Origin of the sequence: Streptomyces sp. H51 (genome assembly GCF_035656535.1) — a bacterium.
GTDB lineage: Bacteria > Actinomycetota > Actinomycetes > Streptomycetales > Streptomycetaceae > Streptomyces.
Map to the genome: position 1 here is coordinate 68,699 of NZ_JAYMHD010000066.1, position 26,236 is coordinate 94,934.

Below are 26,236 nucleotides of genomic sequence, written 5' to 3' on the forward strand. Positions count from 1 at the left end.
TCCTCAGCGGAGCCGGCGCAGATAGGGGTCCTGGGGCCTGCGGGGCAGCAGGCGCACCCGGGCGTCGAGCACACGGACTCCGTCCGGTGTCGCGAGCACGGGGTTGAAGTCGGCCTCGGCCAGCTGCGGCAGGTCGCTCGCCATGCGGGACAGCCTCAGCAGCAGTCGTTCGAGGCCCTGGAGATCGACCGGCCGGGCGCCGCCCTCGCCCAGCAGCAGCGGGGCGCAGCGCGGGGCGGTGATCAGGTCGTGGACGTCCAGGTCGGTGAGCGGGGCGAGCCGGGCGGCGTGGTCGGCGAGGACCTCGGTCGCGGTGCCGCCGAGCCCGAACAGCACCAGCGGGCCGAAGACCTCGTCCTGGACGACGCCCGCGAACAGTTCCGTGCCGCGGTCGGCGAGCGGCTGCAGCAGGACGCCGGTCAGCAGTCCGGCGAACCGGGTCCGCAGGTCGCGGAAGGCGGCGCGCACCTGCTGGTCGCCGCGCAGGTCCAGGTGGACGGCGTGCTCGGCGGTCTTGTGCAGCAGGCCCGGCCAGTGGCCCTTCATGACGACCCGGCCGTCGGCGCCGCGCAGCCGGTCGGCGGCGAGGACGGCCTCGTCCTCGGTCTCCGCCCAGGCCCACGGCGACTGCGGGACGCCGTAGCAGTCGAGGAGCCCGGCGCACTCGCGCGGGTGGAGCCAGCCCCCCTCGGGGTGGGCGTCGAGGAAGTCCTCGACGAGGGCGTGGGCGCGTGCGCCGTCGACGCCGTCGAGGTCGGGAACGGTGCCGACGGGACGGGCGAGCCAGGCGGCGCGGCGGGCCGCGTGGGCCAGGGCCCGTGCCGCGGCCTGGGGTTCGGCGTACGCGGGCACGGTGCCGCCGTCGGCCGCGGGCAGCAGTTCGACGGGCAGGGCCTGTTCCAGCCGGAGCACGGTGACCGGCTTCGGCCGCCGTGCGGGGCCGCCGGTGACGGCGCGGACCAGGTCGTCGCCGGTCGCCGCGGCGACCGCGGTGGGGACGAGGACGACGAGTACGGCGTCGACGGCGGTGGACCCCATGACCCGGTCCACGCACCGGGTGAGCTGTTCCTCCGTGACGGCGGCGGTGACGTCGACGGGGTTGCCGGCCGTGGCGCCGTCGGGCAGGACGGCGCGCAGGGCCTCGACGAGGCCGGGGGAGGGCGGCTGAAGGGTCAGCCCGGCCTCGGCGCAGGCGTCGGCGGCGAGCACACCGGCGCCGCCGGCGTTGGTGACGATGGTGACGCGGGGGCCCGCGGGCAGCGGCTGGGAGTGCATCAGGGCGGCGGCTTCGAGGAGTTCGCCGCAGGAGCGGGTGGCGGTGATGCCGGCCTGGGTGAACAGCGCGGCGCGGGTCATGGTGCGGGTGGCGGCGGCCGCGGTGTGCGAGGCGGCGGCGCGCCGGCCGGCGTCGGTGCGGCCGGCGTCGACGGTCAGCACCGGCATCCGGCGGGTGACGCGCCGGGCGGTGCGGGAGAAGGCGCGCGGGTTGCCGAAGGACTCCAGGTGCAGCAGGGCGAGGTCGGTGCGGCCGTCGCTCTCCCACCACTGGAGCATGTCGTTGCCGCTGACGTCGTACTTGTCGCCGAGGGAGGCGAAGGTGGAGACGCCGATGCCGAGCCGGGACAGCCCGTCGAGGAGGGCGATGCCCACTCCCCCGGACTGCACGGCGACGCCCGCGGTGCCGGGGCGGGGGTGGTCGGCGGCGAAGGTGGCGTCCAGCCGCAGGTCCGGTTCGGTGTTGCCGACGCCGAGGCAGTTGGGGCCGACCAGCCGCATGCCGCCCGCCCGGCACGCCGTCAGCAGGGCGCGCGCCTGGTCGGCGTCGAGTCCGGCGGTGACCACGAGGAGGGCCCGCACGCCCGCCTTGCCGCACTCCTCGGCGGTGCCGGGAACGGCGGCGGCGGGTACGGCGAGGACGGCGAGGTCGGGTGTCACCGGCAGCGCGGAGACCGAGGGGTAGGCCGGTACGCCGAGGATCGCGTCGGCGGCCGGGTTCACGGCGAACAGGCGCCCGGCGTAGCGGCCGGCGCGCAGGTGGTGCAGGACCGCCCGGCCCACCGAGCCCGGCCTGCGGCCGGCGCCGACGACGGCGACCACCTGCGGCCGCAGCAGCGGCTGGAGGCTGGCCACGTCGGCGGCGCGCCCGCGTTCCTCCACGGCCGTGAGGTAGCTGTCGGACTCGTCGAGCGCGATGGTGCAGCGCACCTCGGGGCCGTCGAAGTGCCGCGCCGTGTGCAGGCCGAGGTCGGCGAACAGGCGCAGCACCTCGTGGTTCTCGCTGAGCGCCTCCGCGGTGAAGTCGGTGATGCCCTCGGCCCGGGCGGCGGAGACCAGGTGCTCGGTCAGCAGGGTGCCGACGCCCCGGTGGTGCAGGGCGTCGGAGACGGCGATGGAGATCTCGGCCTCCGTGCCGTCGCCGCCGGCCGTGTCGTACTCGGCGAGGCCGATGATCCGGCCCTGCGTCTCGGCGACGAGGGCGCGGTGTCCCGGGTGCGGGGAGGCGCACGCCCGGTCGGCGGCCAGCTCGGCGGAGCGCCGGCTCGCGGAGAAGAACCTGAGCCGCAGGTTCTCCGGGGACATCTCCTCGTAGAAGCCCCGCAGCTGGTCGTGGTCGTCCGGGCGCACGCCGCGGATGCACACCGTGCTGCCGTCCGCGAGGAGAGCGTGGACCATGGGCCTGCCCGGCGCGTCGTGCGTCATCGCGGTTCCCTCCAGGTCTGTTGACACTAAGAGGGTCCAGCGGAACGGTCCCCGCTCCCATGGGCTGTTGGGGGACCGATCGGGGGCCGGTCGGCCCCCGATCCGGACCTGATCTCAGGCGTCGAAGGTCCACTCCGCGACCTCGGGCAGGTCGGTGCCGTGCTCGCGGATCCAGGCGTGGTGGCGGGTGCGGACGTCGGCCATCCGCTGGCGTACGGCGGCGGCGCGGACGGCGAGGCCGGGCACCCGGTCGATGACGTCCATGACCAGCCGGTAGCGGTCGAGGTCGTTGCGGACCACCATGTCGAACGGGGTGGTCGTGGTGCCGGCCTCCTTGTAGCCGCGCACGTGCAGGTTGCGGTGCCCGGTGCGCCGGTAGGCGAGCCGGTGGATCAGCCACGGGTAGCCGTGGTAGGCGAAGATCACCGGTTTGTCCGTGGTGAACAGGCCGTCGTACTCGAAGTCGCTCATGCCGTGCGGGTGCTCCTCGCGGGGCATGAGGCGGGCCATGTCGACGACGTTGACCACGCGGACGGCGAGGCCGGGCAGGTGCCGGCGCAGCAGTTGCGCGGCGGCCAGCACCTCCTGGGTGGGCACGTCGCCGGCGCAGGCGAGGACGACGTCCGGCTCGCCGCCGTTCTCGGTGCCCGCCCACTCCCAGATGCCGGCGCCGCGGGCGCAGTGGACGCGGGCGGCGTCGATGGAGAGCCAGTCGAAGCAGGGCTGCTTGCCGGCCACGATCACGTTGACGTAGTCGCGGCTGTGCAGCGCGTGGTCGGCCACCGACAGCAGGGTGTTGGCGTCCGGCGGGAGGTAGACGCGCACGACCTCGGGGCTCTTGTTGAGGACGTGGTCGACGAAGCCGGGGTCCTGGTGGGAGAAGCCGTTGTGGTCCTGGCGCCACACGTGCGAGGTGAGCAGGTAGTTGAGGGAGGCGATGGGGGCGCGCCAGGGCAGCCGCCGGGAGGTGCGCAGCCATTTGATGTGCTGGTTGACCATCGAGTCGACGATGTGCACGAACGCCTCGTAGCAGGAGAACAGGCCGTGCCGGCCGGTGAGGAGGTAGCCCTCCAGCCAGCCCTGGCAGGTGTGTTCGGACAGGATCTCCAGGACCCGCCCGTGCCGGTCGAGGTGCTCGTCGACCGGGAGGGTCCGTGCCTGCCATGCCTTGCCGCTGGCGCCGAAGACGGCCTGCAGCCGGTTGGAGGCGGTCTCGTCCGGGCCGACGAGCCGGAAGTCGCGGCGGGCCGCGGTCTGTTTCATCACCTCTTCGAGGAGGCCGCCGAGGACGCGGGTCGGTTCGTGCAGGGTGGTGCCCGGCTTGTCGACCTCCACCGCGTGGCGCTCCAGGGGTACGGCGGGCAGTTCGCGCAGCAGCAGGCCGCCGTTGGCGTGCGGGGTGGCGCCCAGGCGCCGGTCGCCGCCGGGGACGCAGGCGAGGACGTCGGCGACCGGCCGGCCGTCGGCGTCGAAGAGTTCCGCCGGGCGGTAGGAGCGCAGCCAGTCCTCCAGTTGCCGCAGGTGCCCCGGGTTCTCCCGGACGCCGGCCAGCGGCACCTGGTGGGCCCGCCAGGTGCCCTCCACCGGCAGGCCGTCGACCTCGGCGGGGCCGGTCCAGCCCTTCGGCGTGCGCAGCACGATCACGGGCCAGCGGGGGCGTTCGGTGACGCCCTCCTCGCGGGCCGTGCGCTGCAGCAGGGCGATGCGGTCGAGCGCCTCGTCGAGGGCGCCGGCCATCGCCCGGTGGACGGCGGCCGGGTCGTCGCCGGTGACGTGGATGGGGGCGTGGCCGTAGCCGCGCAGCAGGTCGTCGAGTTCCGGCTCGGGCAGGCGGGCCAGCACGGCCGGGTTGGCGATCTTGTAGCCGTTGAGGTGCAGGATCGGCAGGACGGCGCCGTCGCGTACCGGGTCGAGGAACTTGTCGGAGTGCCAGGAGGCGGCCAGCGGCCCGGTCTCCGCCTCGCCGTCGCCGATCACGCAGGCGACCACCAGGTCCGGGTTGTCGAAGGCGGCGCCGTAGGCGTGGGAGAGCGAGTAGCCGAGTTCGCCGCCCTCGTGGATCGAGCCGGGCGTCTCCGGCGCCACGTGGCTGGGGACGCCGCCGGGGAAGGAGAACTGCCGGAACAGCCGCTCCATGCCCGCCCCGTCGCGCGGGACGTCCGGGTAGGTTTCGCTGTAGGTGCCCTCCAGCCAGGAGTTGGCGACCACGGAGGGGCCGCCGTGGCCGGGGCCCCAGACGCACAGGGCGTCCAGGCCGCGGGCCTTGATGACCCGGTTGAGGTGGGTGTACACGAGGTTCAGCCCGGGCGAGGTGCCCCAGTGCCCGAGCAGCCGCGGTTTGATGTGCTCCGGCTTCAGCGGCTCGCGCAGCAGCGGGTTGGCGAGCAGGTAGATCTGCCCGGCGGCCAGGTAGTTGGCGGCCCGCCAGTGGGCGTCCAGCGTGCGCACTTCCTCGTCGGTCAGTACGGTGGCGTCCTGGTGTTCGACCTTGGGCATCAGTGGCTCCAGGTGTCAGCGGCACGGGTCATCGAGCGGTGGAGGCGGCGGCAATGGCCGGCAAGGACGAGGCGGCGCTGCCGCGCAAGACCTACGAGAAGGAACTGCTCCGGCTGCAGGCGGAGTTGGTGAGGCTGCAGGAGTGGGTGCGGGCCGAGGGCGCTCGTCTGGTGGTCGTCTTCGAGGGGCGGGACGCGGCGGGCAAGGGCGGCACCATCAAGCGTGTCGCGGAACACCTCAATCCGCGAGTCGCCCGCATCGCGGCGCTGCCGAAGCCGACCGAGCGGGAGCGCACCCAGTGGTACTTCCAGCGGTACGTCGAGCACCTGCCGGCCGCCGGGGAGATCGTGCTGTTCGACCGGTCCTGGTACAACCGGGCCGGCGTCGAGCACGTGATGGGTTTCTGCACCAGGGAGGAGTACCAGCTCTTCCTCAGGCAATGCCCCATCTTCGAGCGGATGCTGGTGGAGGACGGGATCCTGCTGCGCAAGTACTGGTTCTCGGTCAGCGACGCGGTGCAGCAGGAGCGGTTCCGGCGCCGTCTGGACGACCCGCTGCGGCGCTGGAAGCTGTCGCCGATGGACCTGGAGTCGATCACCCGCTGGGAGGCCTACTCGCGGGCCAAGGACGAGATGCTGGTGCACACCGACATCAGCGAGGCCCCGTGGTACGTCGTGGAGAGCGACGACAAGCGCCGGGCCCGGCTGAACATGATCGCCCACCTGCTGGGCACGGTGCCCTACCGTGACGTGCCGCCGCCGGTGCTGGAGCTGCCGCCGCGGCCGCCGTCGACCGGGTACGAGCGCCCGCCGCGCGATCTGCAGACCTACGTCCCGGATCACGCGGCGAGCCTGTAAGCCCCTCACGGGCCCCGTCGCGGGCCTCAGACCCGGTGCGGCACCACGGCCACCGGGCAGGCGGAGTGGTGCAGCACGGCGTGCGTGACACGGCCGAGCTGCAGTCCGACGTGCCCGGGGCGCCGCTTCGCCCCGACGACCAGCAGGTCGGCGCCCTGCGAGGCGGCCACCAGCACCCGGCGGGCGTGGCCCTCCACGGTGCGCCGGCGCACCTCCAGATCCGGCGGGGCGTCGCGCAAAGCCGCCTCCAGCGCCTCGGCGGCGCGTTCCTCGTGCACCCGGGCGGGTTCGCCGGCCAGCAGCGGATGGTCGGTGGTCTCGTGCGCGGGGCACCGCCAGGCCCGTACGGCTTCCAGGGGGACACCGCGGCGCCGGGCCTCGTCGTAGGCGAAGCGCACGGCCGGGGCGTCGGCGCCGTCCTCGCCGACGGCGACCAGGACGCGCCCGTGGGTGCCCGGCTCGGCCCGCTTGTCCTGGCTGCCGCGCAGCACGATCACCGGGCAGTCGGCGTGGGCGGCCACGGTGAGGCTGACGGAGCCGAGCAGGTACTCGGCGACGCCGCTGCGGCCGCGGGTGCCGACCACCACGGCGGAGGCGTTGCGGCCCTCACGCACCAGGGCGTACTCGGGCTCCTCGGCCAGCACCTCGCCGGACACCTTCAGCTCGGGCCGGCGGCGGCGCGCCCGGTCGACGGCGCCGTCGACGATGTCCTCGGCCATGACCTCGTCGGACGGTTTGCGGATCTCCTGGGCGAGCGCGGCGCCTTCGTAGCGCTCCCAGAGAGAGGCGTACACGATCCTGAGTGGCACGCCGTGCAGCGTGGCCTCGTCGGCCGCCCAGTCCACGGCGCGCAGACTCGGCTCGGAGCCGTCCGTGCCCACCACGAGGGGCAGTTCCATCGTCCTCACCGTCCTGATTCCAGATCGAACACGATGCGGGCCCTGACCCGGCCGCGCGATATGCCGAAGCCGGCGTTCATGTCGCTCGCTCCTCGGGTGGTCAGTCGTGCGGGACGACGGCGACGGGGGCGGTGGAGTGGTGCAGCACCGCGTGCGCGACGGGGCCGATGAACGGTCCGAGCGGGGTGCGGCGGGCGCGGCGGCCCACGACCAACAGCGCGGCCCCGTCGGCGGCGTCGACCAGGAAGTCGGCGGCGCTGCCGGCCCGGGACTCCTCGACGACCTCGACGTCCGGGTACTTCCGCCGCCAGGGGCGTACGGCCTCGGCGAGGGCCGCGGCCTGCCGGCGGGCGACCTCGTCGTGGAACTGCGGGTCGACGGTCAGGCCGTAGGTGTAGTAGGGCGGCAGGTTCCACCCGTAGACGATCCGCAGGACGGCCGAGCGGCGGGCGGCGGCCTCGAAGGCGAACTCCAGGAGGGTGTCGTCGGGTCCGGCCGGGTCGAGGCCGAGCACCACCGGACGGTAGGGGGTGGCGGCCGACGGGATGCCCACCGGGTCCGGCTGGTGCTCGTCGGCGGCCTGTTCCCCGGCCCTGACCAGGACCACGGGCGCGGTGGCGTGCGCCACGACGGCGAGTCCGACGGAGCCGACCAGGAAACCGCCGATGCCGCTCAGGCCGCGGGAGCCGAGGACGAGCAGTTCGGCGTCCTTGGCCGCCCCGAGCAGGACGTCGGCGGGCCGGCCGTCGGGCTGCTCGACGGTCACCTCGACGCCGGGGTGGCGCAGCCGCAGGCCGGCGGCGGTGTCCGCGGGGTACTGGTCGGTCCACTGCTGCCGGGTCTCGGCGCCGAGGAAGGGTGCCTGGGCCACCGGCGCGGGGACGGGCTCCCACACGTGGACGATCGTCAGGGGCAGGCCGCGCAGTTTCGCCTCGCGGGCGGCCCATTCCGCGGCGGCCCTGCTTTCGGGCGAGCCGTCGAGTCCTGCGACAACGGTACGGACCATTTCTGCCTCCTGATCGGGATCTGCTCCCAGCCTCGGCCAGTTCCCGGCGGGAGCTGCAGGGGCCGCATGTCCCCCGCCGGGACCGACCGGCCCAACGGCCGTGCCGGCCCGCGAACGGCGTCCGTCACGGGGCCGACGTCGCACGTCGGCGGCGGGGTCGTATGGTCTGATCGGCCCCTTCCCGGCAGTCGCCGGGTCGCGGAGGCCGGCGCCGCCGAGGTGGCCGGGCGGTGGGCCGTGGCACGGCGGATGCCGGACAGGCCGGCGGAGGGAGGCCCAGGGTGCGCGGCTCGGGCGGGCATGTACGTGACTGGCGCCGTCTGGCGCCCGGGATCGCCGCGTTGGGCTCCTACCGCCGGTCCTGGCTGCGCGGCGACCTGCTGGCGGGTCTCACGGTGGCGGCGTACCTGGTCCCGCAGGTGATGGCGTACTCGGGCGTGGCCGGGCTGCCGCCGGTGGCGGGACTGTGGGCGATCCTGCCCGCGCTGGGCCTGTACGCGCTGCTGGGATCCTCCCGGCTGCTGTCGGTGGGGCCCGAATCGACGACGGCGCTGATGACGGCGGTCGTGGTGGGTCCGCTCGCGGGCGGCGACCCGTCGCGTCACGCCTCGCTCGCGGCGGCCCTCGCCGTCACGGTGGGCCTGCTGTGCCTGGCGGCACGGGTGCTGAGGCTGGGTTTCGTCGCCGACCTGCTGTCCCGGCCGGTGCTGATCGGCTATCTCGCGGGCGTCGCCCTGATCATGATCGTGGACCAGTTGCCCAAGCTGACGGGCGTGCCCACCACCGGCTCGGCCTTCTTCCCGCAGCTGTGGTCGTTCCTGCGCCATCCGGGCCAGGCGCACGGCGCGACGGTGCTGTTCTCGGCCGTCGCGATCGCGTTCCTGTTCGCGGTGAACCGGCTGCCGCGCCCGCTGCCCGGCCCGCTGCTCGCGGTGCTGCTGGGAACCGTGGCGGTGGGCGTGTTCGGTCTCGACGACCGCTTCGGCATCAAGGTGATCGGCGAGGTGCCCTCGGGGCTGCCCTCGGCCGGGCTGCCCGAGCTGGGCGTGCTGCCCCAGCTGGTGCTGCCCGCGCTGGGCGTGCTCATCGTCGGCTACACCGACTTCGTGCTGACCGCGCGGGCGTTCAGCGGCCGCGACGACGAGGCGCCCCCGCTCGACGCCGACCAGGAGTTCCTGGCCCTGGGCGCGGCGAACCTCGGCGCCGGCTTCCTGCACGGCTTCCCGGTGAGCAGCAGCGCCAGCCGGACCGCGCTCGCGTCCTCGGGGGGCGCGCGCAGCCAGGCGTACTCCCTGGTGGCGGGCGCGGTGGTGCTCGGCGTCCTGCTGTTCCTCAGCCCCCTGATGGCCCGCATGCCGGCCGCGGTGCTGGGCGCGCTGGTGGTGTACGCGGCCGTCCGCATGATCGACCTCACGGGTTTCGCCCGGCTGGCCTCCTTCCGCCGCCGCGAGCTGCTGCTGGCGTTCGGCTGCCTGGCCGGCGTGCTGGCCCTGGACATCCTGTACGGGGTGCTGGTGGCCGTGGGCCTGTCGGTGGCGGAGCTGCTCAGCCGGGTGGCCCGCCCGCACGACGCCGTGGAGGGGCTGGTGCCGGGGGTGGCCGGCATGCACGACGTGGACGACTACCCGCAGGCCCGCACGATCCCCGGGCTGCTCATCTACCGCTACGACTCCCCCTTGTTCTTCGCCAACGCGCAGGACTTCCACCGCCGGGCGCTGGCCGCCGTCGACGAGCAGACCGAGCCGGTGCGCTGGTTCGTGCTGAACACCGAGGCGAACGTGGAGGTGGACATCACCGCCCTGGACGCCGTCGACGCGCTGCGCCGCGAGCTGGCCCGCCGCGGTGTGGTGTTCGCGCTGGCCCGGGTGAAACAGGATCTGCTGGACGACCTGGAGGCGTACGGGCTGGCCGACTCGGTGGGCCGGGACCTGATCTTCCCCACGCTGCCGACCGCGGTCGCCGCGTACCGCAAGTGGTGCCGGAGCCGGTAGCGCCGCGCCGGGTGGCCCGGACGCAGGGCCGGGTGGCCCATGGCCCGGCGCCCCCTTCGCCGACACGCTGGAACTGGCCAGTTCCGTACGCCGCACTGGAGGCACGCCATGAACGCTCCCGCAACGACGAGCCTGCCGCGGGCCCTGCCCGCCGAACAGCGGCAGCGGCTGATGGAGCTGGCCCGCGAGGTGTCGTACCCGCAGGGCACCCGGCTCTTCGAGGAAGGCAGCCGGGCCGACAAGTTCTGGATCGTCCGCACCGGCACGGTGGACCTCGACATGCGGGTGCCCGGCCGCCGCCCGGCCGTCATCGAGTCCATCGGACACAACGACATCGTCGGCTGGTCCTGGCTGTTCCCGCCGCACGTCTGGCACCTCGGCGCCGAGGCGGTGACCCCGTTGCGGGCGTACGAGTTCGACGCCTCGGCCGTGCGCGAGCTGTGCCACAAGGATCCGGTGTTCGGGCTGGCCATCGCCGAATGGGTGGGCCAGGTCGTGGCGCACCGGCTCCGCACGGCCCGGACCCGGCTGCTGGACCTGTACGGCCCGTACGGCAGCGGAGGCATGCGATGACCACGGCGTCGGACCCCGGCGGGCGAGAGGCCCGCGCAGCGGACGTGTACGGAACCCCGCACACCGTGAGCGACGTGATGACCCGCGCCGTCGCCTCCGTCGACCGGACGGCGTCCTTCAAGGACATCGTGCGGGCGCTGCAGCAGCACAAGGTGAGCGCGCTGCCCGTGGTGGACGGCGTCGGCCGGGTCGTCGGCATGGTCTCCGAGGCGGATCTGCTGCCCAAGGAGGAGTTCCGGGACAGCGACCCCGACCGGCGCACGCAGCTGCGCAGGCTGTCCGACCTCGCCAAGGCGGGCTCGGTGACGGCCGGCGAGCTGATGACCTCCCCCGCCCTCGCCGTCCGCGGCGAGGCGACGCTCGCGCAGGCCGCGCGGGAGATGGCGCGGGCGCGCGTCAAGCGGCTCGCCGTCGTCGACGAGGACGGCCGCCTCGAGGGCATCGTCAGCCGGGCCGACCTGCTGAAGGTGTTCCTGCGCGAGGACGAGGACATCGCGCGGGAGGTGAGCCGGGAGGTCGTGGCGTACCTGTTCCCGGCTCCGGACGCGGAGGTACGGGTGGAGGTCGACGAGGGCGTCGTGACGCTCGGCGGACGGGTCCGCGACACCTCCCTCGTCCCGGTCGCCGCACGCATGGTCCGGGCGGTCGAGGGCGTCGTGGACGTCCGCTTCGACCTTGACGGACCGGGCACGCCCGCCGCCTGACGGCGGGTCCGGCGGGCCCCGGGGACCAACCGCCACCTGACGGCGGACCGGACGGTCCCCGGGGCACCCGCCACCTCACGGCGAGTCGAGCAGGGTCGCGGGACACCCGCCACCGCACGGCAGGTCCGGCAGAACCCCGGGAACACCCGCCACCACACGCCGAGCCCAGCAGAACCCCGGGCACGCCCGCCACCGCACGGCAGGGCCCGGCAGAACCCCGGGAACACCCGCCACCACACGGCAGGGCCCGGCAGAACCCCGGGAACACCCGCCACCACACGCCGAGCCCAGCAGAACCCCGGGAACACCCGCCACCACACGGCAGGGCCCGGCAGAACCCCGGGAACACCCGCCACCGCACGGCAGGGCGCCCGCGGCGGCGGTGGGGTCGGTGGGTCAGCCGGTGGTGTGTCCCCAGCGCCGGTCGGCGCGTTCCCAGTCGGCGCCCCACCGGTCGGTGGCGCGCCGCTCCACGCCCAGGCGCACCAGGTAACCGCCCGCGAGCACCGTCACGCCGGTCACGAAGGCGGCGCCCGTACCGGCCAGCACCGCGCGCGTCGTCGCCTCGGCGGCCGGGACGGGCGCGGAAACCAGGTGGCCGCGGCCGTCCGTCCACGCCCTCACCCCCGCCCCGGGCCGGGCCGCGCTCGGCACGTCCGTCGTCCCGGTGTGCGGCCGCCCCTCGCGGTCCGTCCAGCGCACGGTCGCCGGCACCCGGTCGCGCCGCACGCCGGTGAACAGGTCCCGGCCGCCGCCGGGCAGGACGCCGGTCACCACCGCGGCCACCGGCAGGCGGGCGGCCCGTTCGCGCTCCGCCAGGCGCTCCATCGCCCGGGAGCCGAGGACGCCGGCCACGACCGCCGCACACACCGCCGCCGTCCAGGCGACCAGCAGGATCCACGCCTCCAGCACGTCACTGCGCCGCCGCAGGGGGTTGTGCCGCCAGCGCCAGCCCACCACGTTCCCGTCTCCGGTCCTCCGCATCGGACCCACCCCCTTTACGGGCGCAAGGGGACAGACACACCTATAAAGGTCTCACTCCCCGGCCCCCGAGGGGAGGGGGTGCCTGTCGCGGCGGCAACCGATTGCGCAGAATATGCAATAGGCCATGTGGGGAAACGCAGGGGCCTGGTGGTCCCGGTCCCACCGCATACCGCATGATGATCGTCGGAACAGACGGCCCGCAGTCCGTCTCACACCCGGGGAAACAAGGGGTCGACATGACCGAGCCACGCACCTTCACGGCGCAGGATCCGATCCGCGTCTTCCTGCTGGACGACCACGAGGTCGTCCGACGCGGTCTTGCCGACCTGCTGGACGCGGAGCCCGACATCAGCGTCGTCGGCGACGCCGAGAACGTCGCGCACGCCCTCGTGCGGGCGCCCGCGGTGCGGCCGCACGTGGCCGTGCTGGACGTACGGCTGCCGGACGGCGACGGCATCTCCGTCTGCCGCGAGCTGCGCAGCCGCATGCCGGAGCTGGCGGTGCTGATGCTGACGTCGTTCGACGACGAGGACGCGCTGCTGGACGCCATCATGGCCGGCGCCTCCGGCTATGTGCTGAAGCAGATCAAGGGCTCCGACCTGGTCTCGGCGGTGCGCACGGTCGCCTCCGGCCAGTCGATGCTCGACCCGGCGACGACCGCCCGCCTGATGCGCTCCCTGCGGACCGAGCCCGCCGCCGAACCGGAGCTCTCGCCCGAGCTGGCGAGCCTGTCGCCGCGGGAGCGGGAGATCCTCACCCTGATCGGGGACGGCCTGACCAACCGGGAGATCGGCAAGAAGCTCTACCTGTCGGAGAAGACCGTCAAGAACCACATCTCCCGGCTGCTGGCGAAGCTGGGCGTGCAGCGGCGGGTGCAGGCCGCGGTGATCGCCTCCCAGCTGGACCAGCCGGAGCAGAATCCCCCGCACACGCGGTGAGGCCGCCGGGGCCGTCCGGCGCCCACGGAGGCCGTACGGCCCCTGTCTCCGCCCGCCCGTGAGGGGCCAGCGTGGTCCGTGTCATCGACGGACCGCCGGCCCTTCGGTTGAGGGCGGGGAGGAGACCACCATGTCCACCGCTCTTCTCGACGTGCGGACCCTGGAGGAGCTGGTCTCGGCGGCGGCGGCCGCTCCCTCGGTCCACAACACCCAGCCGTGGCGGTTCCGGTTCGACCCGGACACGCTCACGCTGGAGGTCCGGGCGGCCTCCGAACGCGGCCTGCGCCACACCGACCCGTCGGGACGCGCTCTGCACGTGTCGGTCGGCTGCGCCCTGTTCAACCTGCGGCTGGCGGTGGCGCACCACGGCTGGGCCCCGGTGACCCGGCTGCTGCCCCGGCCCGACGAACCGGACCTGCTGGCCACGGTGCGGCTCGGCGGACCGGCCCGGTTCGCGCCGCCCACGGGGCTGTACGAGGCCCTGTGGCACCGGCACAGCAGCCGCCTGCCGTTCGCCGACCGGCCGCTGCCCGCCGCCGTGCTGACCGAGCTCACCGAGGCCGCCCACGCCGAGGGGGCGCTGCTGAGCCACCCCGGCGCGGGTGAGACCGACCGTCTGCTGCGGGTGACGCTGGAGGGCGAGCGGCGCAACACGGCCGACCCCGACCGGGCCGCCGAGAGCCGCCGCTGGGTCCACGAGCCGGACGACGGGGGGCTCGGCGTCCCGCCGGTCGCGGTCGGACCGCAGGACTACCGGGACCGGGTCCCGATGCGGGACTTCGGCGCCCACCTCCACCCGGCCACGCTCGCCGCCCGCGCCTACGAGACCGACCCGGCGCTCGCCGTGCTGTCCACGGCGCACGACCGGCGCGCGGACTGGCTGCGGGCCGGACAGGCCCTCCAGCGCGTCCTGCTGGTCGCCACCGCCCGCGGCCTGCGGGCCTCGCTGATGCACCAGGCGATGGAGTGGCCCGACCTGCGGGAGGAGTTGGTACGGGAGCCCCACGACGGCCGGATCCACGCCCAGATGGTGCTCCGCCTGGGCTACGGCCCCCAGGGCCCGGCGTCCCCCCGCCGCCCGGTGTCCCGGACCCTGGAACAGCCCACGCTCGCGGTTTCCGGCTGACCCGCGTCAGCCGGGCTGTCCGCCCGGCTGCGGGGGCTGGGCGGAGCGCAGGTCGGCGAGGAGTTCCGCCTGGTCGGCCAGGACGCCGGAGAGGATGGTCCTGGCGACGCCCAGCAGTTCCGCGACCTTCGGACTGGTCAGCGAGTAGTAGACGGTCGAGCCCTCCTTGCGGGTCCGGACCAGGTTGGCCCGGCGCAACACGGCGAGCTGCTGGGACAGGTGCGCGGGCTCGATGCCCACCTGGGGCAGCATCTCCGCCACCGCGTGCTCGCGCTCGCTGAGCAGTTCCAGGACCCGGATGCGCGCCGGATGACCGAGCGTCTTGAAGAACTCGGCCTTCAGCTGGTACAGGGGCGCGGTCACCGGGCCGGCCCTTCCCCGGTTCGGCGGCACGTCCCGGCCGGCCGGGCGCCGGCACGTCGCGTCCACTCGCTCGTCGAAGACATGGGCCCCATCCTCGCCTGCCGGAGGCACGGGACCGAAATCGGGACCCCCTGACCCGTGGCGGGGGGCGTGAGCCGTAACGGGGGCCTGACCCGTAGCGGGGGCCTGACCCGTAACGGGGGCCTGACCCGTAGCGGGGACGGTGCCCGGGGATCGTCCCGGGCACCGCCCCCGCTCCCACCGCGCGGCCGTCATCCCTCGCGGTCCGCGGTCGCCGATCCCTCACCGTTCGCGGTCGCCGATCCCTCACCGTTCGTGGTCGTCGATCCCTTACCGTTCGTGGTGGGGATCGCGGCGCGGTTCGTGGTGTGGATCACGATGGGAAGGGCGGTGCCCTTCGCGGTGGGAACCCCGGCGTCACTCGCGTTGGGAACCGCGGCGCCGCTCGTCGTGGGGACCACGGCGACGGGGCAGCGTGCGTGCCGCAGCACCGCGCGTCCCGCCGAGCCCCGCACCGCTTCCGCGACCCGGCCTCGGCCCCGCGCGCCGACCACGACGAGCTGGGCGCCGGCGGTGGCCTTCTCGACGGCGGTTCCGGTCCGGCCCCTGCTGCTCCGCAGGCGCACGGTGACGTCCGGGTGCCGCTGGCACAGCACGGACAGCGTCGCGGCGCGGTGGGCGGACTTCGTGCCGTCCACCGGTCCGAACGGCAGGTGGGGCAGTTGGCCGTCCACGTGCAGGACCACCAGGTCGACGCCCCGCTCGCCGGCCTCGGCGAAGGCGAAGGCGGCCACGTCCCGACCGCCCGTCGAGGCGTCGTCGACCAGCACGACGGGACCGCCGGGCCGCGGCGTGCCGCGGACCACGAGCACCGGACCGGAGCCGTGAGCGGTCAGCCGTCCGGCGACCGAGTCGCGCGCCGGCCCGCCGAACCGGCCCAGGCTCGCGCCGCCGACCACGGTGAGCGTCGCGTGACGCGACTCGCTCTCCAGCACCGCCGCGGGCTCGCCCACGAGGACCTCGCTGGTGATCGGCAGCCCGGGGGCGACCCGGCGGGCCCGCTCCTCGGCCAGGCTCAGCGCCCCGTCCGGCCCGGCGCCGTCCGGGTCCCACGCCGGCCCGCCCGCCGGCACGGGGTCCGAGGGCCATGCGACGGCGTACGCCAGTTGCAGTCCCACCCCGCGCCGGTCGGCCTCCCACGCCGCCGCTTCGACGGCGGCCAGGCTCGACGGAGTGCCGTCCACCCCCACCACGACCGGTTCACGCATGGCAGCTCATCCCTTCTCCGTGCGGCCCGGTCACGGCGGCCGGGTACCGCGGCCGGCAGTCCGCTCGCGGCGGGACCCTCGTGGGGCGGCCCGGCCGCGGCGGGGTGCGCGCCTGCCGCATCCAGCGTCGGGCCGCCGTTCCGCTCCCGCATGGGCCGTACGGGCCCGGGCGCCCCACCGACCGGCCCTCAGCCCGCGGCCGGGCGCCGGGCCGGGCGGAACCGCACGGCCCGCACGAGCAGTTCGACGACCAGCACGGTGGAGGCGGTCAGCAGGCACAGGGCCCACTGCGTCGCCCCGAGCGGCACGGTCCCGAACAGGGTGCGCATCCACGGCACGTGGACGGCCGCCACCTGCACGGCGACGATGCCGGCCAGGCACAGCCACAGGGTCCGGTTGCGCAGCTGGTGGCGGCCCAGCACGGGCCCGTCGTCCGCGCGGGCGTTGAGCGAGTTGAACGGCTGGAAGAGGACGAACGTGGTGAACGCCATGGTCAGCGCGGTGTCCGTGCCGTAGGCGGAGCGGGCCGCGGCGAGCAGGGCGACCGTCCCGAGGGCCATGACGGCTCCGGCCCGGCCGATGGCGCGCAGCCGGCGGGCGTCCAGGATGCGCTCCGCCGGATCGCGCGGCGGCTGCCGCATCACGTCGTCGCGGGCGGGGTCCACGGCCAGTGCCATCGCGGGCGGCCCGTCCATGATGATGTTGACCCACAGCAGCTGTGCCGTCGTCAGCAGCGCGGGCAGCCCGGCCAGGGAGGCGCCCAGCAGCGTCAGGATGGCGCCGATGTTGGTGGCCAGCTGGAAGCGCACGAACTTGACGATGTTGTCGTAGATGGCGCGTCCCTCGCGCACGGCCCGCACGATCGTGGAGAAGTCGTCGTCGGTGAGCACCATGTCGGCGGCTTCCTTGGCCACGTCGGTGCCGGTGCGGCCCATGGCCACCCCGATGTGGGCGGCCCGCAGCGCCGCCGCGTCGTTGACTCCGTCACCGGTCATGGCGACGATGTGGCCCCGGCCGGACAGCGCCCGCACGATGGCCACCTTGTGCTCCGGTGCGACGCGGGCGAACACGCCGATGTCCTCGATACGCGCGGCCAGTTCGCCGTCGGTCATCCGGTCCAGCTCCGCGCCCGTCACCACCTCGCCGCCCAGCCCCAGTTCACGGGCGACGGCCGCCGCGGTGTCGGCGTGGTCCCCGGTGATCATCTTGACGGCGACGCCCGCCGTACGGCACAGCGCCAGCGCCTCCCGCGCCTGCGGCCGGGGCGGGTCGGCGATGCCGGCGACCGCCGTCAGCGTCAGCCCGCCGAGTCCGCCGCGGCCGCGCGCCGGGGCGGCGCCGTCCACCACGGCGCCGGCCGCGCCGAGGACCCGCAGACCCCGCCCGCCCAGCCGCGAGGCGACGGCCAGGATCTCGCTCCTGCGCCGGTCGTCGAGGTCGCGTACGCCGTCGTCGGTGAGGACGGTGTCGCACAGCGGCAGCAGCACGTCCACGGCCCCCTTGACCTGGACCAGGGTGCGGCCGCCGGGTCCGCCGGGTCCGACGGGTTCGTCGTGGAAGGTGGCCATGTACTTGGCGGCGGCGTCGAAGGGCACCTCGCCGGTGCGCGGCCGGCGGGCGCGCAACCCGTCGACGTCCACCCCGGCCTTCACCGCCAGCACCGCCAGCGCGGCCTCGGTGGGGTCCCCGACGGGCCCGCCGTCGGCCAGGCGGGCGTCGTTGCACAGGGCGAAGGGCACCACCGCCGTCCGCAGCGCTTCGGCGTCGGCACTGCTCATGTCGCCCGCACCGGCACCGGCACCGGCACCGGCACCGGCCGCGGCGCCGTCGGCGCCGTCGGCGTCACTGTCGGCGCGGTGCGGGCGGAGGGCGCCCGCGGTGTCGTAGCCCTCGCCCGTGACGTCGAAGAAGCGGCCGCGGGTCCACAGGGTCCGCACGGTCATCTCGTTGAGTGTCAAGGTGCCGGTCTTGTCGCTGCACACGACCGTCGCCGAGCCGAGGGACTCCACCGAGGCGAGGCGCTTGACGACGGCGCCGCGGCGCGCCATGCGGTACACCCCGAGCGCGAGGGTCAGGGCGAGGACGGCGGGCAGACCCTCGGGGATGGCGGCGACGGCCAGCGCCACGGCCCGCAGCGCGATGTCCCCCGGCGACTCGCCGCGCAGCAGCGAGATGACGGCGTAGACGACGACCGCGACGCCGCTGAGCAGCGCCAGCCGCCGGCCGAGGCTGTCCAGCTGGACCTGCAGCGGTGTGGGCGGCTCGGTGCCGGTGCGCAGCGACTCGGCGATGGCGCCGAGTTCGGTGCGCATGCCGGTGGCCGTGACGATCATCTCGGCCCGGCCCCTGGTCAGCGAGGTGTTCATGAACAGCTCACCGGTGCGCTCGGCGAGCTGCACCGGGGCGTCCGTCTCCCCTCCGACCGCCGCCAGGTTCTTGGCGACGGGCTGCGACTCCCCCGTCAGGGCCGCCTCCGCCGCCTCCACCGACTCCGCCACGACCAGCCGCCCGTCGGCCGGCACGCGGTCACCGGCCTCCAGCACCACCACGTCGCCGGGGACCAGGTCCGCCGCGTCCACCAGCCGCTCCCGGCCGTCGCGGCGGACCCGGGCGGTGGGCACCAGCATCCGGCGCAGCGCCTCCAGGCTGCGCTCGGCGCGCCGTTCCTGCACATAGCCGAGCACGGCGTTGATCTGCAGGACGACGGTGATCACCACGGCGTCCTTGACCTCGCCGATCGCCCCGGCGACCACGGCCGCGACCAGCAGGACGCCGATGAGCCAGTTGCGGAACTGGTCCAGGAACTTCAGCCACTCGGGCCGCCGGGCCGGTTCGGCCAGCCGGTTGGGCCCGCAGGCGGCCGCCCGGTCGGCGGCCTCGCGGGAGCCGAGTCCGCGGGCCGGGTCGACCCCGAGGCGCGCCGCGACCTGTCCGGGCGCCATCCGGCAGGCGCCGGGCAGCCCGGCGGGGCGTTCCCCCGGGGAGCCGGGCCGGACGGGCTCGGCCGTCGCCGACCGGTTCACCGTCATGACGCCGAACCGTCCGTCCCCGCCGCAGCCGGACCGGTCATCGCAGGCCTCCTTCTCGGTGGGTCCCGGAGGCCGTCGCACGGCGTGCGGCAGTGCCCGGGGCCCGGCATCGTCGGCCGGGCGGCCCCCGGCTCACTCCTACGCGTCCCACCCTCCGTCCCGCGCCGCCGCGCCGCAGTGGGCCGTCCGGGCCCGAAGAGCACACCGACCGGCCCTCCCTGGCCGAACGCCCCGGGAGGGACCCTGAGACCGGGGAACAACGCGCGGCAGCGCTGCCCCGGCTGTCCGAGTGGGAGGTGCGCCATGACCAGTCGTCCCGTCGTCGCAGGGCTCGACGGTTCACCGGCGAGCGTGACGGCCGCCTGGTGGGCCGCCCGCGAGGCGGCGGACCGGAAGCTGCCCCTCCTGCTGCTGCACTCCTGGACCACCCAGCCGCTCGACGTGCCCATCGCCCAGGAGGCCCTGAGCAAGCAGCGGTACGGCGGGCAGGTGCTGCAGCGCACCGAGGCGGAACTGCTCCACCGGTACCCCGACCTGTCCCTGACCACCGAACTGGTCTCCGACCCGGCCGCGAAGGCGCTTCTGGAGTTCGGTGAGAGCGCCGCCATGCTGGTGCTCGGCTCGCGCGGTCTCGGCTCGGTCGCGAGCTTCCTGCTCGGCTCCATCAGCCTGCACGTCCTCGCGCTCGCGCAGTGCCCGATCGTCACCGTCCGGGCCGGTGACCCGGCCGTCGAGGAGGGGTGGGAGCACCCCGCGGCGAGCGGACGCTGCGAGGTCGTGGTGGGGCTGCAGGAGTACGGCCCTGCCTCCGACGCGCTGCTGGAGTTCGCGTTCACCGCCGCCGAGACGCACCGGTGCGCGGTGCGGGCGGTGCACGCGATGCCGGCCGAGTCCCCGCTGCCGCACCCGCACGGGGCCGCCGTGCCGCAGGAGACGGAGGAACAGGCCCGGCTCGCGGCGGTGCTCGCCCCGTGGCGGGAGAAGTTCCCGGACATCCGGGTGGTGGAGCACCTGGCGCAGGGCTCCGCGGCCCAGGTGCTGCTGTCGGCCTCCGAGCACAGCCGGCTCACCGTGGTCGGGCGCCGCCGGCACCCGTCCTACCTGGCCTGGAAGCTCGGGCCGGTCGCGCACGCCGCCCTGCACCACGAGCCGTGCCCCGTCGCCGTCGTCCCGCACGACTGACGGCCCGGGGAGACCCAGGGGGAGAGAGTAAGGAGCACATGATGTCGGGGACACCGCTACGCCGCACGCTGGTCTCGCTTCGGCCACCGGGGCTCGAACCACTGCTGCTGGCCGTCACGGCGGCGGCGCTGGTGGTCGGCGGCGTCCTCCGGCTGCTCGGCATGCCGGGCCTCGCCGACCTGTGCTGGGCCGTGGGGACCGCGTCGGCCGTGGTTCCCGCGGTGGTGTGGGTGCTGGACGCGCTGCGGCACGGGCGCGCGGGCGTGGACGTCATCGCGGTGCTGGCGCTCGGGGGCACGCTGGCCGTCGGCGAGTACCTGGCCGGTGCGCTGATCGCGCTGATGCTCGCCACCGGACGCACCCTGGAGGCGGCCGCCCAGCGGCGGGCCTCCCGCGACCTGCGCGCCCTGCTGGAGCACGCGCCCCGCAACGCGCGGCGCCGCACCGGCAGCGAGGTGCGCACGGTGCCGGTGGCCGAGGTGGCGGCCGGTGACCTGCTGGTCGTCGGCCCGGGCGAGGTCGTCCCGGTGGACGGCCGGGTCGTCGGCGATCCGGCCGTCCTCGACGAGTCCGTGCTGACCGGCGAGTCCCTGACCGTGCGGCGCCCCGAGGGCGAGACGGTGCGCAGCGGCGCGGTCAACGCGGGCGGCGCCTTCGAGCTGCGGGCCACGGCGACCGAGCAGGACAGCACGTACGCGGAGATCGTGCGGCTGGCGCGGCAGGCCGGCGCCGAGTCCGCTCCCCTGGTCCGGCTGGCCGACCGTTACGCGGCCTGGTTCCTGCCGCTGTCGGTGGTGGTCGCGGGGCTGGCCTGGCTGGTGTCGGGCTCGGCGGTGCGGGCGGTGGCGGTGCTGGTGGTCGCCACGCCGTGTCCGCTGCTGCTGGCGGCGCCGGTGGCCGTGGTCTCCGGCCTGTCCCGCGCGTCCCGCCTCGGCGTGGTCATCCGCGACGGCGGGGCGCTGGAGAACCTGGGCCGGGCCCGGACCCTGCTGCTGGACAAGACCGGCACCCTCACCGGCGGGCGCCCGCGGGTGCTGGACGTGGTGGCGGCGCCCGGGTGGCAGCCAACCCAGGTGCTGCGACTGGCCGCCTCGCTCGACCAGTACTCCCCGCACGTCCTCGCGGAGGCCATCGTCGGCGCGGCCCGTACGCGAGGGCTGCACCTGTCGGTGCCCTCGGACATGACCGAGGTGCCCGGCACCGGGGTCACCGGCGTGGTGGCGGGACGCCGGATGGCCGTGGGCCAGCTCGACGAGCACGCCGAACGGCCGGACTGGGCGCGGGCGGCGGACAACCGGGCCCTGCTGGACGGGGCGGCCGTGGCCTGGCTGAGCGTCGACAAGCACCCGGTCGGCGCCGTCCTGCTGCGCGACCCGGTGCGGCCGGACGCCCCGCGGACCCTGCGCAGGCTGCGCGCGGCCGGGCTGGAACGGCTGGTGATGCTCACCGGCGACCGCGCCGAACCCGCCCGCGAGGTGGGCGCCGTGCTCGGGCTCGACGACGTGCGGGCCGGGCTCACCCCGGCCGGCAAGGTCGCCGCGGTGCGGGCCGAACGGGAGTCCGCGGTGACGGTGATGGTCGGCGACGGCGTGAACGACGCGCCGGCGCTGGCCGCCGCGGACATCGGCGTGGCGATGGGTGCCCGCGGTTCCACCGCGTCCTCCGAGGCCGCCGACATCGTGCTGACGACGGACCGCGTGGACCGCCTCGCCGACGCGGTGGCCATCGCCGTACGGTCCCGGCGCATCGCCGTGCAGAGCGCGCTGGGCGGCATGCTGCTGTCGCTGGCCGCCATGGCCGCGGCCGCCTTCGGGCTGCTGCCGCCCGCCGTCGGCGCGCTGCTTCAGGAGGGCATCGACATCGCGGTCATCCTCAACGCCCTGCGCGCGCTGCGTGGCGACCAGGGCGAACGGCCGCAGTTGCAGCCCGCCGCGGAGGCCCTCATCCACCGGTTCGCGGCCGAGCACGACGATCTGCAGGACGTCCTCGAGGCCGTGCGGGACGCCGCCGACGACCTCGCCGAGGGCACCGGTCCGCGGTCCCTGGCGCCGGTGGCCGAGGTGCACCGGCTGCTGACCGAGCGGCTGCTGCCGCACGAGTACGCCGAGGAGCACGAGCTGTATCCGGCGCTGGCGCCCGCGCTCGGCGGTCCCGAGGCGACGGCCACCATGAGCCGCGCCCACGCCGAGATCGAACGCCTCTCGCGGCGCATCGCCACCCATCTCGCGCTCGCCGGACCGGACGGGGCGCTCGCCCCCGAGCAGCTCGACGACCTGCGGGCCAGCCTCTACGGGCTGCACACGGTACTGCGCCTGCACTTCACGCAGGAGGAGGAGAACTACTTCTCCCTCGCCCGCTGAACGACACCCGGACGCAGGGGCGCCGACGGGGACCGGTCCGCGGTCCCGGGCCGCGGCCGGCTCGCCGGCGCGCCGCCCGACCGCCGGGGATGTCGTCCGGGACGACGGCAGCACGCGGCACCGGCACCGCCGGCCCCGCGCCGCGCTCGCCGGCAGGACGCGGCCCGTCCAGGGCGCGTCCCGGGCGGGTCGAGGGCCCGGTGGACCGTGCGGAGGGCCGGTCGGCCCATGCCGCACCGGCTCCGGTCCCCGGCAGGATGGCGGCATGCCCTGTGCGTCGCCGGCCGTGCCCCGCCGGCCGTACCTCCGGAGGTGGTTCCCATGAGCGCGCTTCCCTCCCGCCGGTCGGACCGGCGCCCCGCGACGCTGCTGCATCTGCCGTGCGCCGAACGCACCGTGGGTGTGGAGGCCGCGCTCGTGCTGCCGACGGTGATGGTGCTGGTCGTGGAGGACGCGTGCGCCGTGATCGCGCTGCGGGACTGGCAGCGGCGCGAGCCCTCCCGCCGGCACCCGCTGGCCCGCCGCCGCTGGCGCGCGGAGGGCGAGCGGCTGCGGGCGAAGAAGGCCCGGATCAAGGAGCTGGCCGCGCAGTCCCTGGACACACCGGACTGACCGCGCGCCCGAACCCGACACCACCCGGACCCGTCGGCCCCGCATCAGCCCCCGGCTGTCAGGGACCGGCCACCGGCCATGCGCCGCGGCCCTGGCGACAGACCGCGGCCTCGGGCGTGGCGCGGGCGGGCGCCACCGACCGACTCGGGCCGATACCGTCCGGGCCCGCCGGTGGCGAGCGGAGACACTCCCCCGGCGCGCGCCGAGGAACGTGCCCCAAGCCGGCTCCGGCCCGGGGGCGCGGGATCGGCACAGGCGGGCTCGGCACCGGAGCGGTACCTGGGCACCCGGGCACGGGCGAGGGCCCCGGACCCGGGCCACGGCACAGGGCACAAGGGCACAAGGGCACAGGCGGATCAGGCCAGGACACGGACACCGCGCCGGGAACAAGGCGACCGCGCCAGGGACGGGGCGACCGCGGCGAACGGGTGCGACGGCGCCTGTGACGGGTGACCGCCCCGGGGACGGGCGACCGCGGCGGGCACCCGGCCCACCGCGTCGGCGACGGGCGCGGCGGGAACGGACGACCGATCCGGAGACCGGCGACTGCGACGGCACGAGCCGACCCCGCCGGGAACGCAGCCGGGCGACCGCGGCGGGCACCGCCGGCCGCCGGGCGTAGGCCGGCGGCCGCCGGGCGCGGGCCGCCGGGGTGGGGGTTATTCGATGTCGAGTACCTCGGGCACCGGTCGGCGGGGGCTCGCCACGCCCGTGGGGCCGTAGCCCAGGCGCAGCACCATCTGGACGAAGCCCATCGCGGAGACGGGGTCCCGGGCCAGCTCACGCAGGTCGTGCTGTTCCAGGGAGTGGGAGCTGAGGGACGTGGACAAGCCGTGCAGCGTGGCGAGCAGCAGCACCCGCTGCATCGCCTGTCCGGCGCGCAGCCAGTCGACCCTGCGGTCGTTGGTGGTGCCGAGCAGGGCCAGCTGCGGAACGGTCTCGAAGACCGCCGCCGTCCGGCCGGGGACGTGGCGGCGGCCGGCGAAGTCCCGGACCGGGGCCCGCCCTCCCGACTTGGTGGGGCCGAAGGCGTAGTCCGGGATCCCGTCGACGGCCGCTTCGGCTTCCTGCTGCCCGATGCGGGTCCAGTTCTGGATGTCCTCGAACCGCTCGGGCCGTACGCTGTCGCGCCCTTCGACGTCATAGACGTGGTCGAGCAGCGCCTCCACGTGCCAGGCGTCGGGGAAGACCATCTGTGCGCCCTCCTGCCGGGCGGCGTCGCACAGGGCGTCCGCCACCTCCCGCGGGATCGGCTGCTCCGTGAAGGGGTGCCGGCTGGTGTGGCGCCGGCTGATCGCCGGGAACAGCCGGGCCAGCTCGCGGTCCGCACCGCCGGTGCCGGTGAGGCGCACGGTGGCGTAGAGGTCGGGGTCGGCCGGGCTGGGCAGCAGCAGTGTTTCCACGTCCCGGCCGGCGTGGGCCGCGGCGACCCGCAGGTTGAACAGGGCGGCCGCGCAGCCGAGGCACAGCGCGCGGTTGTCGGGATCGGTGCGCGTCATGGCACGGCTGAGGTCGGGGCGCAGTTCGAAGGTGCGCGTGCCGGTGACGTACCGGAAGCGCCACGGCTGTGCGTTGTGCATCGAGGGGGCGGCCGTCGCGGCTGCCACCAGGTCCGTGATGGTGGTCGTGTCAATGGGTTGCGCCGGCATGGCGCACCTCCCCTCGCAGGAGCCGGGGCGGCCGGTGTCGCGGTCAGTGTTTGCTGAGGGTGGGGCCGTCCGCGCGTAGCACGCTCAGCCGGCGCCGGTACTCCTCCTCGTCGATCTCCCCGCGGGCGAACCGTTCGGCGAGCAGTTGCTCGGGCGATGTCCTCGCGGGCGGGTGCGGGGGCTTGGGAGTCCGGCTCACCACGCGGTAGACGACCACCGCGACGACGATGAGCAGGGCCCACATCAGGACCATGCCGACCGACCCGGCGGACCAGGTCCAGCCCGACATGCCATGCCGGTTCCAGTACATCACGGCCGCCACCTCTCGTTCGTGCGGTGCCACGCGCGGCGGGGCCCGCCTCTGCCCGGCGTGCGTACCGCCCCTGATGGCCAGCCTCCCCGGCCCGTCGGCGGGCGGGTAGGGGCCGCCGGCACTCGGCACGGGACCATCCGGCCCATCCTCGGCGCCGTCGCCCGGGCCACGCTGGCATGGAGGGGGGAACGGAACGCGAGTCGGAGGCCGACGCCATGAAGCAGGTGATCGTCGTCGGGGTGGACCGGTCGGCGCGCAGCCGCCCGGCCGTGGAGTGGGCCGCGCGGGAAGCCGTGCTGCGCGACCTGCCGCTGTGTGTGGTGCACGTGGCGCCGCCCGGCGGGCCGGACGCGCCGCGCCCGGAGACCGTGGCCGCCGCTCTCGCCGTCGACCGGTGCCCGACGGTGGCGGTGGAGAGCGTACGGCTGACGGGCGAGCCGGGCGCCGTCCTGCTGGAGCGGGGTGTGGACGCGGCCATGACGGTGCTCGGTCTGCGCGGCGAGGGCAGGCGCACCGGGCTGACGCCGGGCTCGACGGCCCGGGTCGTCGCGGGCTCGGCACGGTGCCCGGTCGTGCTGGTCCCGGCCGGACCGGCCCCGCGGCTCCCGCCCGGACCGGCCCGACCGGCCCGACCGGCTCGACCGGCCCGACCGGCCCCGCGGCTCCCGGCCGGACGTCCGTACCAGGTCCTGGCGGCCGTGGACGCCGACGATCCGGCGGACGGCGCGGTCGACTTCGCGTTCGACACCGCGCGGTTGCACGGTGCGCGGCTGCAGGCGCTGTACGCCGGGCCGCCTCCGCTCCGGGCGCCCGGGCCCGCGGGCCGCGCGACGTCGGCGGCGCGGCACGCCGCGCGGGCGGAGCGGGAGCTGGGGCTGCTGACGCGGGCGCTGCGGCCCTGGCGGGCGAAGTACCCGGCCGTCCGGGTCTTCGAGGACGTCGTCCTGTTCGATCCGGCGCGGGCACTGATCCGGGCCTCGCACCACGCCGACCTGATGGTCGTGGGGCGCGGCGGCCGGGGCGGGCTCGGCCCGGTCGCGTACGCCGTCGCCCGCCACACCGCCTGCCCGCTCGCCGTGGTCCCGGCCTGACCGTGCGGCACGCACCACCGCCGTCCCGCCTCACCCCCGTCCCCGTGCTACCGGCCCGAGCGGTGCCATGCCCG

Annotated in this window: 20 protein-coding genes; 10 read left to right on the plus strand and 10 right to left on the minus strand. The window is 75.5% G+C overall.

What is annotated here, in order from left to right; translation table 11 throughout:
* Window positions 1-3: 3 nt before the first annotated feature.
* The gene (locus VKA29_RS22360) at window positions 4-2,700 is read right to left on the minus strand and encodes a GNAT family N-acetyltransferase (RefSeq protein ID WP_324787711.1); all 2,697 of its coding nucleotides are present in this window, start codon (window positions 2,698-2,700) and stop codon (window positions 4-6) included.
* Window positions 2,701-2,814: 114 nt separating this feature from the next.
* Window positions 2,815-5,196: a phosphoketolase family protein gene (locus VKA29_RS22365; RefSeq protein ID WP_324787713.1), complete on the minus strand. Its 2,382-nt coding sequence runs from the start codon at window positions 5,194-5,196 to the stop codon at window positions 2,815-2,817.
* Window positions 5,197-5,249: 53 nt separating this feature from the next.
* On the opposite strand from VKA29_RS22365, the gene ppk2 reads away from it, so the two are divergent.
* Complete coding sequence (gene ppk2 / locus VKA29_RS22370) at window positions 5,250-6,053, plus strand: polyphosphate kinase 2 (RefSeq protein ID WP_324787715.1); 804 nt, start codon at window positions 5,250-5,252, stop codon at window positions 6,051-6,053.
* A gap of 26 nt (window positions 6,054-6,079) precedes the next feature.
* Here ppk2 and VKA29_RS22375 read toward each other — a convergent pair whose 3' ends face one another.
* Window positions 6,080-6,952, minus strand: a complete 873-nt coding sequence (locus tag VKA29_RS22375) for a universal stress protein (RefSeq protein ID WP_324787717.1) — start codon at window positions 6,950-6,952, stop codon at window positions 6,080-6,082.
* A 100-nt stretch (window positions 6,953-7,052) separates the two neighbouring features.
* Window positions 7,053-7,958 carry a universal stress protein gene (locus tag VKA29_RS22380; RefSeq protein WP_324787718.1) on the minus strand — a complete coding sequence of 302 codons (906 nt, stop codon included), beginning with the start codon at window positions 7,956-7,958 and terminating at the stop codon, window positions 7,053-7,055.
* 281 nt (window positions 7,959-8,239) lie between these two features.
* Here VKA29_RS22380 and VKA29_RS22385 point away from each other — a divergent pair, with 281 nt between their 5' ends.
* From VKA29_RS22385 to VKA29_RS22395, 3 genes are all read left to right on the plus strand, one after another.
* On the plus strand, window positions 8,240-9,949 hold the full coding sequence (locus VKA29_RS22385) for a SulP family inorganic anion transporter (RefSeq protein WP_324787720.1): 1,710 nt from the start codon (window positions 8,240-8,242) through the stop codon (window positions 9,947-9,949).
* A gap of 108 nt (window positions 9,950-10,057) precedes the next feature.
* A complete protein-coding gene (locus tag VKA29_RS22390; RefSeq protein WP_324787722.1) occupies window positions 10,058-10,522 on the plus strand; it encodes a cyclic nucleotide-binding domain-containing protein in 465 nt (154 codons plus the stop codon).
* Window positions 10,523-10,566: 44 nt separating this feature from the next.
* A complete protein-coding gene (locus VKA29_RS22395) occupies window positions 10,567-11,226 on the plus strand; it encodes a CBS domain-containing protein (protein WP_324787915.1) in 660 nt (219 codons plus the stop codon).
* A 396-nt stretch (window positions 11,227-11,622) separates the two neighbouring features.
* On the opposite strand, the gene VKA29_RS22400 is transcribed toward VKA29_RS22395, so the two are convergent.
* A complete protein-coding gene (locus VKA29_RS22400; RefSeq protein WP_324787724.1) occupies window positions 11,623-12,210 on the minus strand; it encodes a hypothetical protein in 588 nt (195 codons plus the stop codon).
* A 236-nt stretch (window positions 12,211-12,446) separates the two neighbouring features.
* Here VKA29_RS22400 and VKA29_RS22405 point away from each other — a divergent pair, with 236 nt between their 5' ends.
* Window positions 12,447-13,148, plus strand: a complete 702-nt coding sequence (locus VKA29_RS22405; protein WP_324787725.1) for a response regulator transcription factor — start codon at window positions 12,447-12,449, stop codon at window positions 13,146-13,148.
* A 130-nt stretch (window positions 13,149-13,278) separates the two neighbouring features.
* Window positions 13,279-14,274, plus strand: a complete 996-nt coding sequence (locus VKA29_RS22410) for an Acg family FMN-binding oxidoreductase (protein ID WP_324787727.1) — start codon at window positions 13,279-13,281, stop codon at window positions 14,272-14,274.
* Between the two features lie 6 nt (window positions 14,275-14,280).
* On the opposite strand, the gene VKA29_RS22415 is transcribed toward VKA29_RS22410, so the two are convergent.
* The 3 genes from VKA29_RS22415 to VKA29_RS22425 all read right to left on the minus strand — a co-directional run bounded on the left by VKA29_RS22415 (window position 14,281) and on the right by VKA29_RS22425 (window position 18,955).
* The gene (locus VKA29_RS22415; protein ID WP_324787728.1) at window positions 14,281-14,637 is read right to left on the minus strand and encodes a metalloregulator ArsR/SmtB family transcription factor; all 357 of its coding nucleotides are present in this window, start codon (window positions 14,635-14,637) and stop codon (window positions 14,281-14,283) included.
* A 272-nt stretch (window positions 14,638-14,909) separates the two neighbouring features.
* Complete coding sequence (locus VKA29_RS22420) at window positions 14,910-15,926, minus strand: universal stress protein (RefSeq protein WP_324787729.1); 1,017 nt, start codon at window positions 15,924-15,926, stop codon at window positions 14,910-14,912.
* Window positions 15,927-16,114: 188 nt separating this feature from the next.
* Window positions 16,115-18,955, minus strand: coding sequence for an HAD-IC family P-type ATPase (locus VKA29_RS22425; protein WP_324787730.1), 2,841 nt, complete (start codon window positions 18,953-18,955; stop codon window positions 16,115-16,117).
* Window positions 18,956-19,258: 303 nt separating this feature from the next.
* On the opposite strand from VKA29_RS22425, the gene VKA29_RS22430 reads away from it, so the two are divergent.
* The 3 genes from VKA29_RS22430 to VKA29_RS22440 all read left to right on the plus strand — a co-directional run bounded on the left by VKA29_RS22430 (window position 19,259) and on the right by VKA29_RS22440 (window position 23,109).
* A complete protein-coding gene (locus VKA29_RS22430; RefSeq protein WP_324787731.1) occupies window positions 19,259-20,137 on the plus strand; it encodes a universal stress protein in 879 nt (292 codons plus the stop codon).
* A 41-nt stretch (window positions 20,138-20,178) separates the two neighbouring features.
* Complete coding sequence (locus VKA29_RS22435; protein ID WP_324787732.1) at window positions 20,179-22,497, plus strand: heavy metal translocating P-type ATPase; 2,319 nt, start codon at window positions 20,179-20,181, stop codon at window positions 22,495-22,497.
* Between the two features lie 321 nt (window positions 22,498-22,818).
* Window positions 22,819-23,109, plus strand: a complete 291-nt coding sequence (locus VKA29_RS22440; protein WP_324787733.1) for a hypothetical protein — start codon at window positions 22,819-22,821, stop codon at window positions 23,107-23,109.
* 659 nt (window positions 23,110-23,768) lie between these two features.
* Here VKA29_RS22440 and VKA29_RS22445 read toward each other — a convergent pair.
* Together VKA29_RS22445 and VKA29_RS22450 are read right to left on the minus strand one after the other, a co-directional pair.
* On the minus strand, window positions 23,769-24,758 hold the full coding sequence (locus VKA29_RS22445) for an Acg family FMN-binding oxidoreductase (RefSeq protein WP_324787734.1): 990 nt from the start codon (window positions 24,756-24,758) through the stop codon (window positions 23,769-23,771).
* A gap of 43 nt (window positions 24,759-24,801) precedes the next feature.
* On the minus strand, window positions 24,802-25,068 hold the full coding sequence (locus VKA29_RS22450; RefSeq protein WP_324787916.1) for an SHOCT domain-containing protein: 267 nt from the start codon (window positions 25,066-25,068) through the stop codon (window positions 24,802-24,804).
* A gap of 179 nt (window positions 25,069-25,247) precedes the next feature.
* Between VKA29_RS22450 and VKA29_RS22455 the strand changes: the two genes are divergently transcribed.
* Complete coding sequence (locus VKA29_RS22455) at window positions 25,248-26,162, plus strand: universal stress protein (protein WP_324787735.1); 915 nt, start codon at window positions 25,248-25,250, stop codon at window positions 26,160-26,162.
* The last annotated feature ends 74 nt before the right edge of the window (window positions 26,163-26,236 follow it).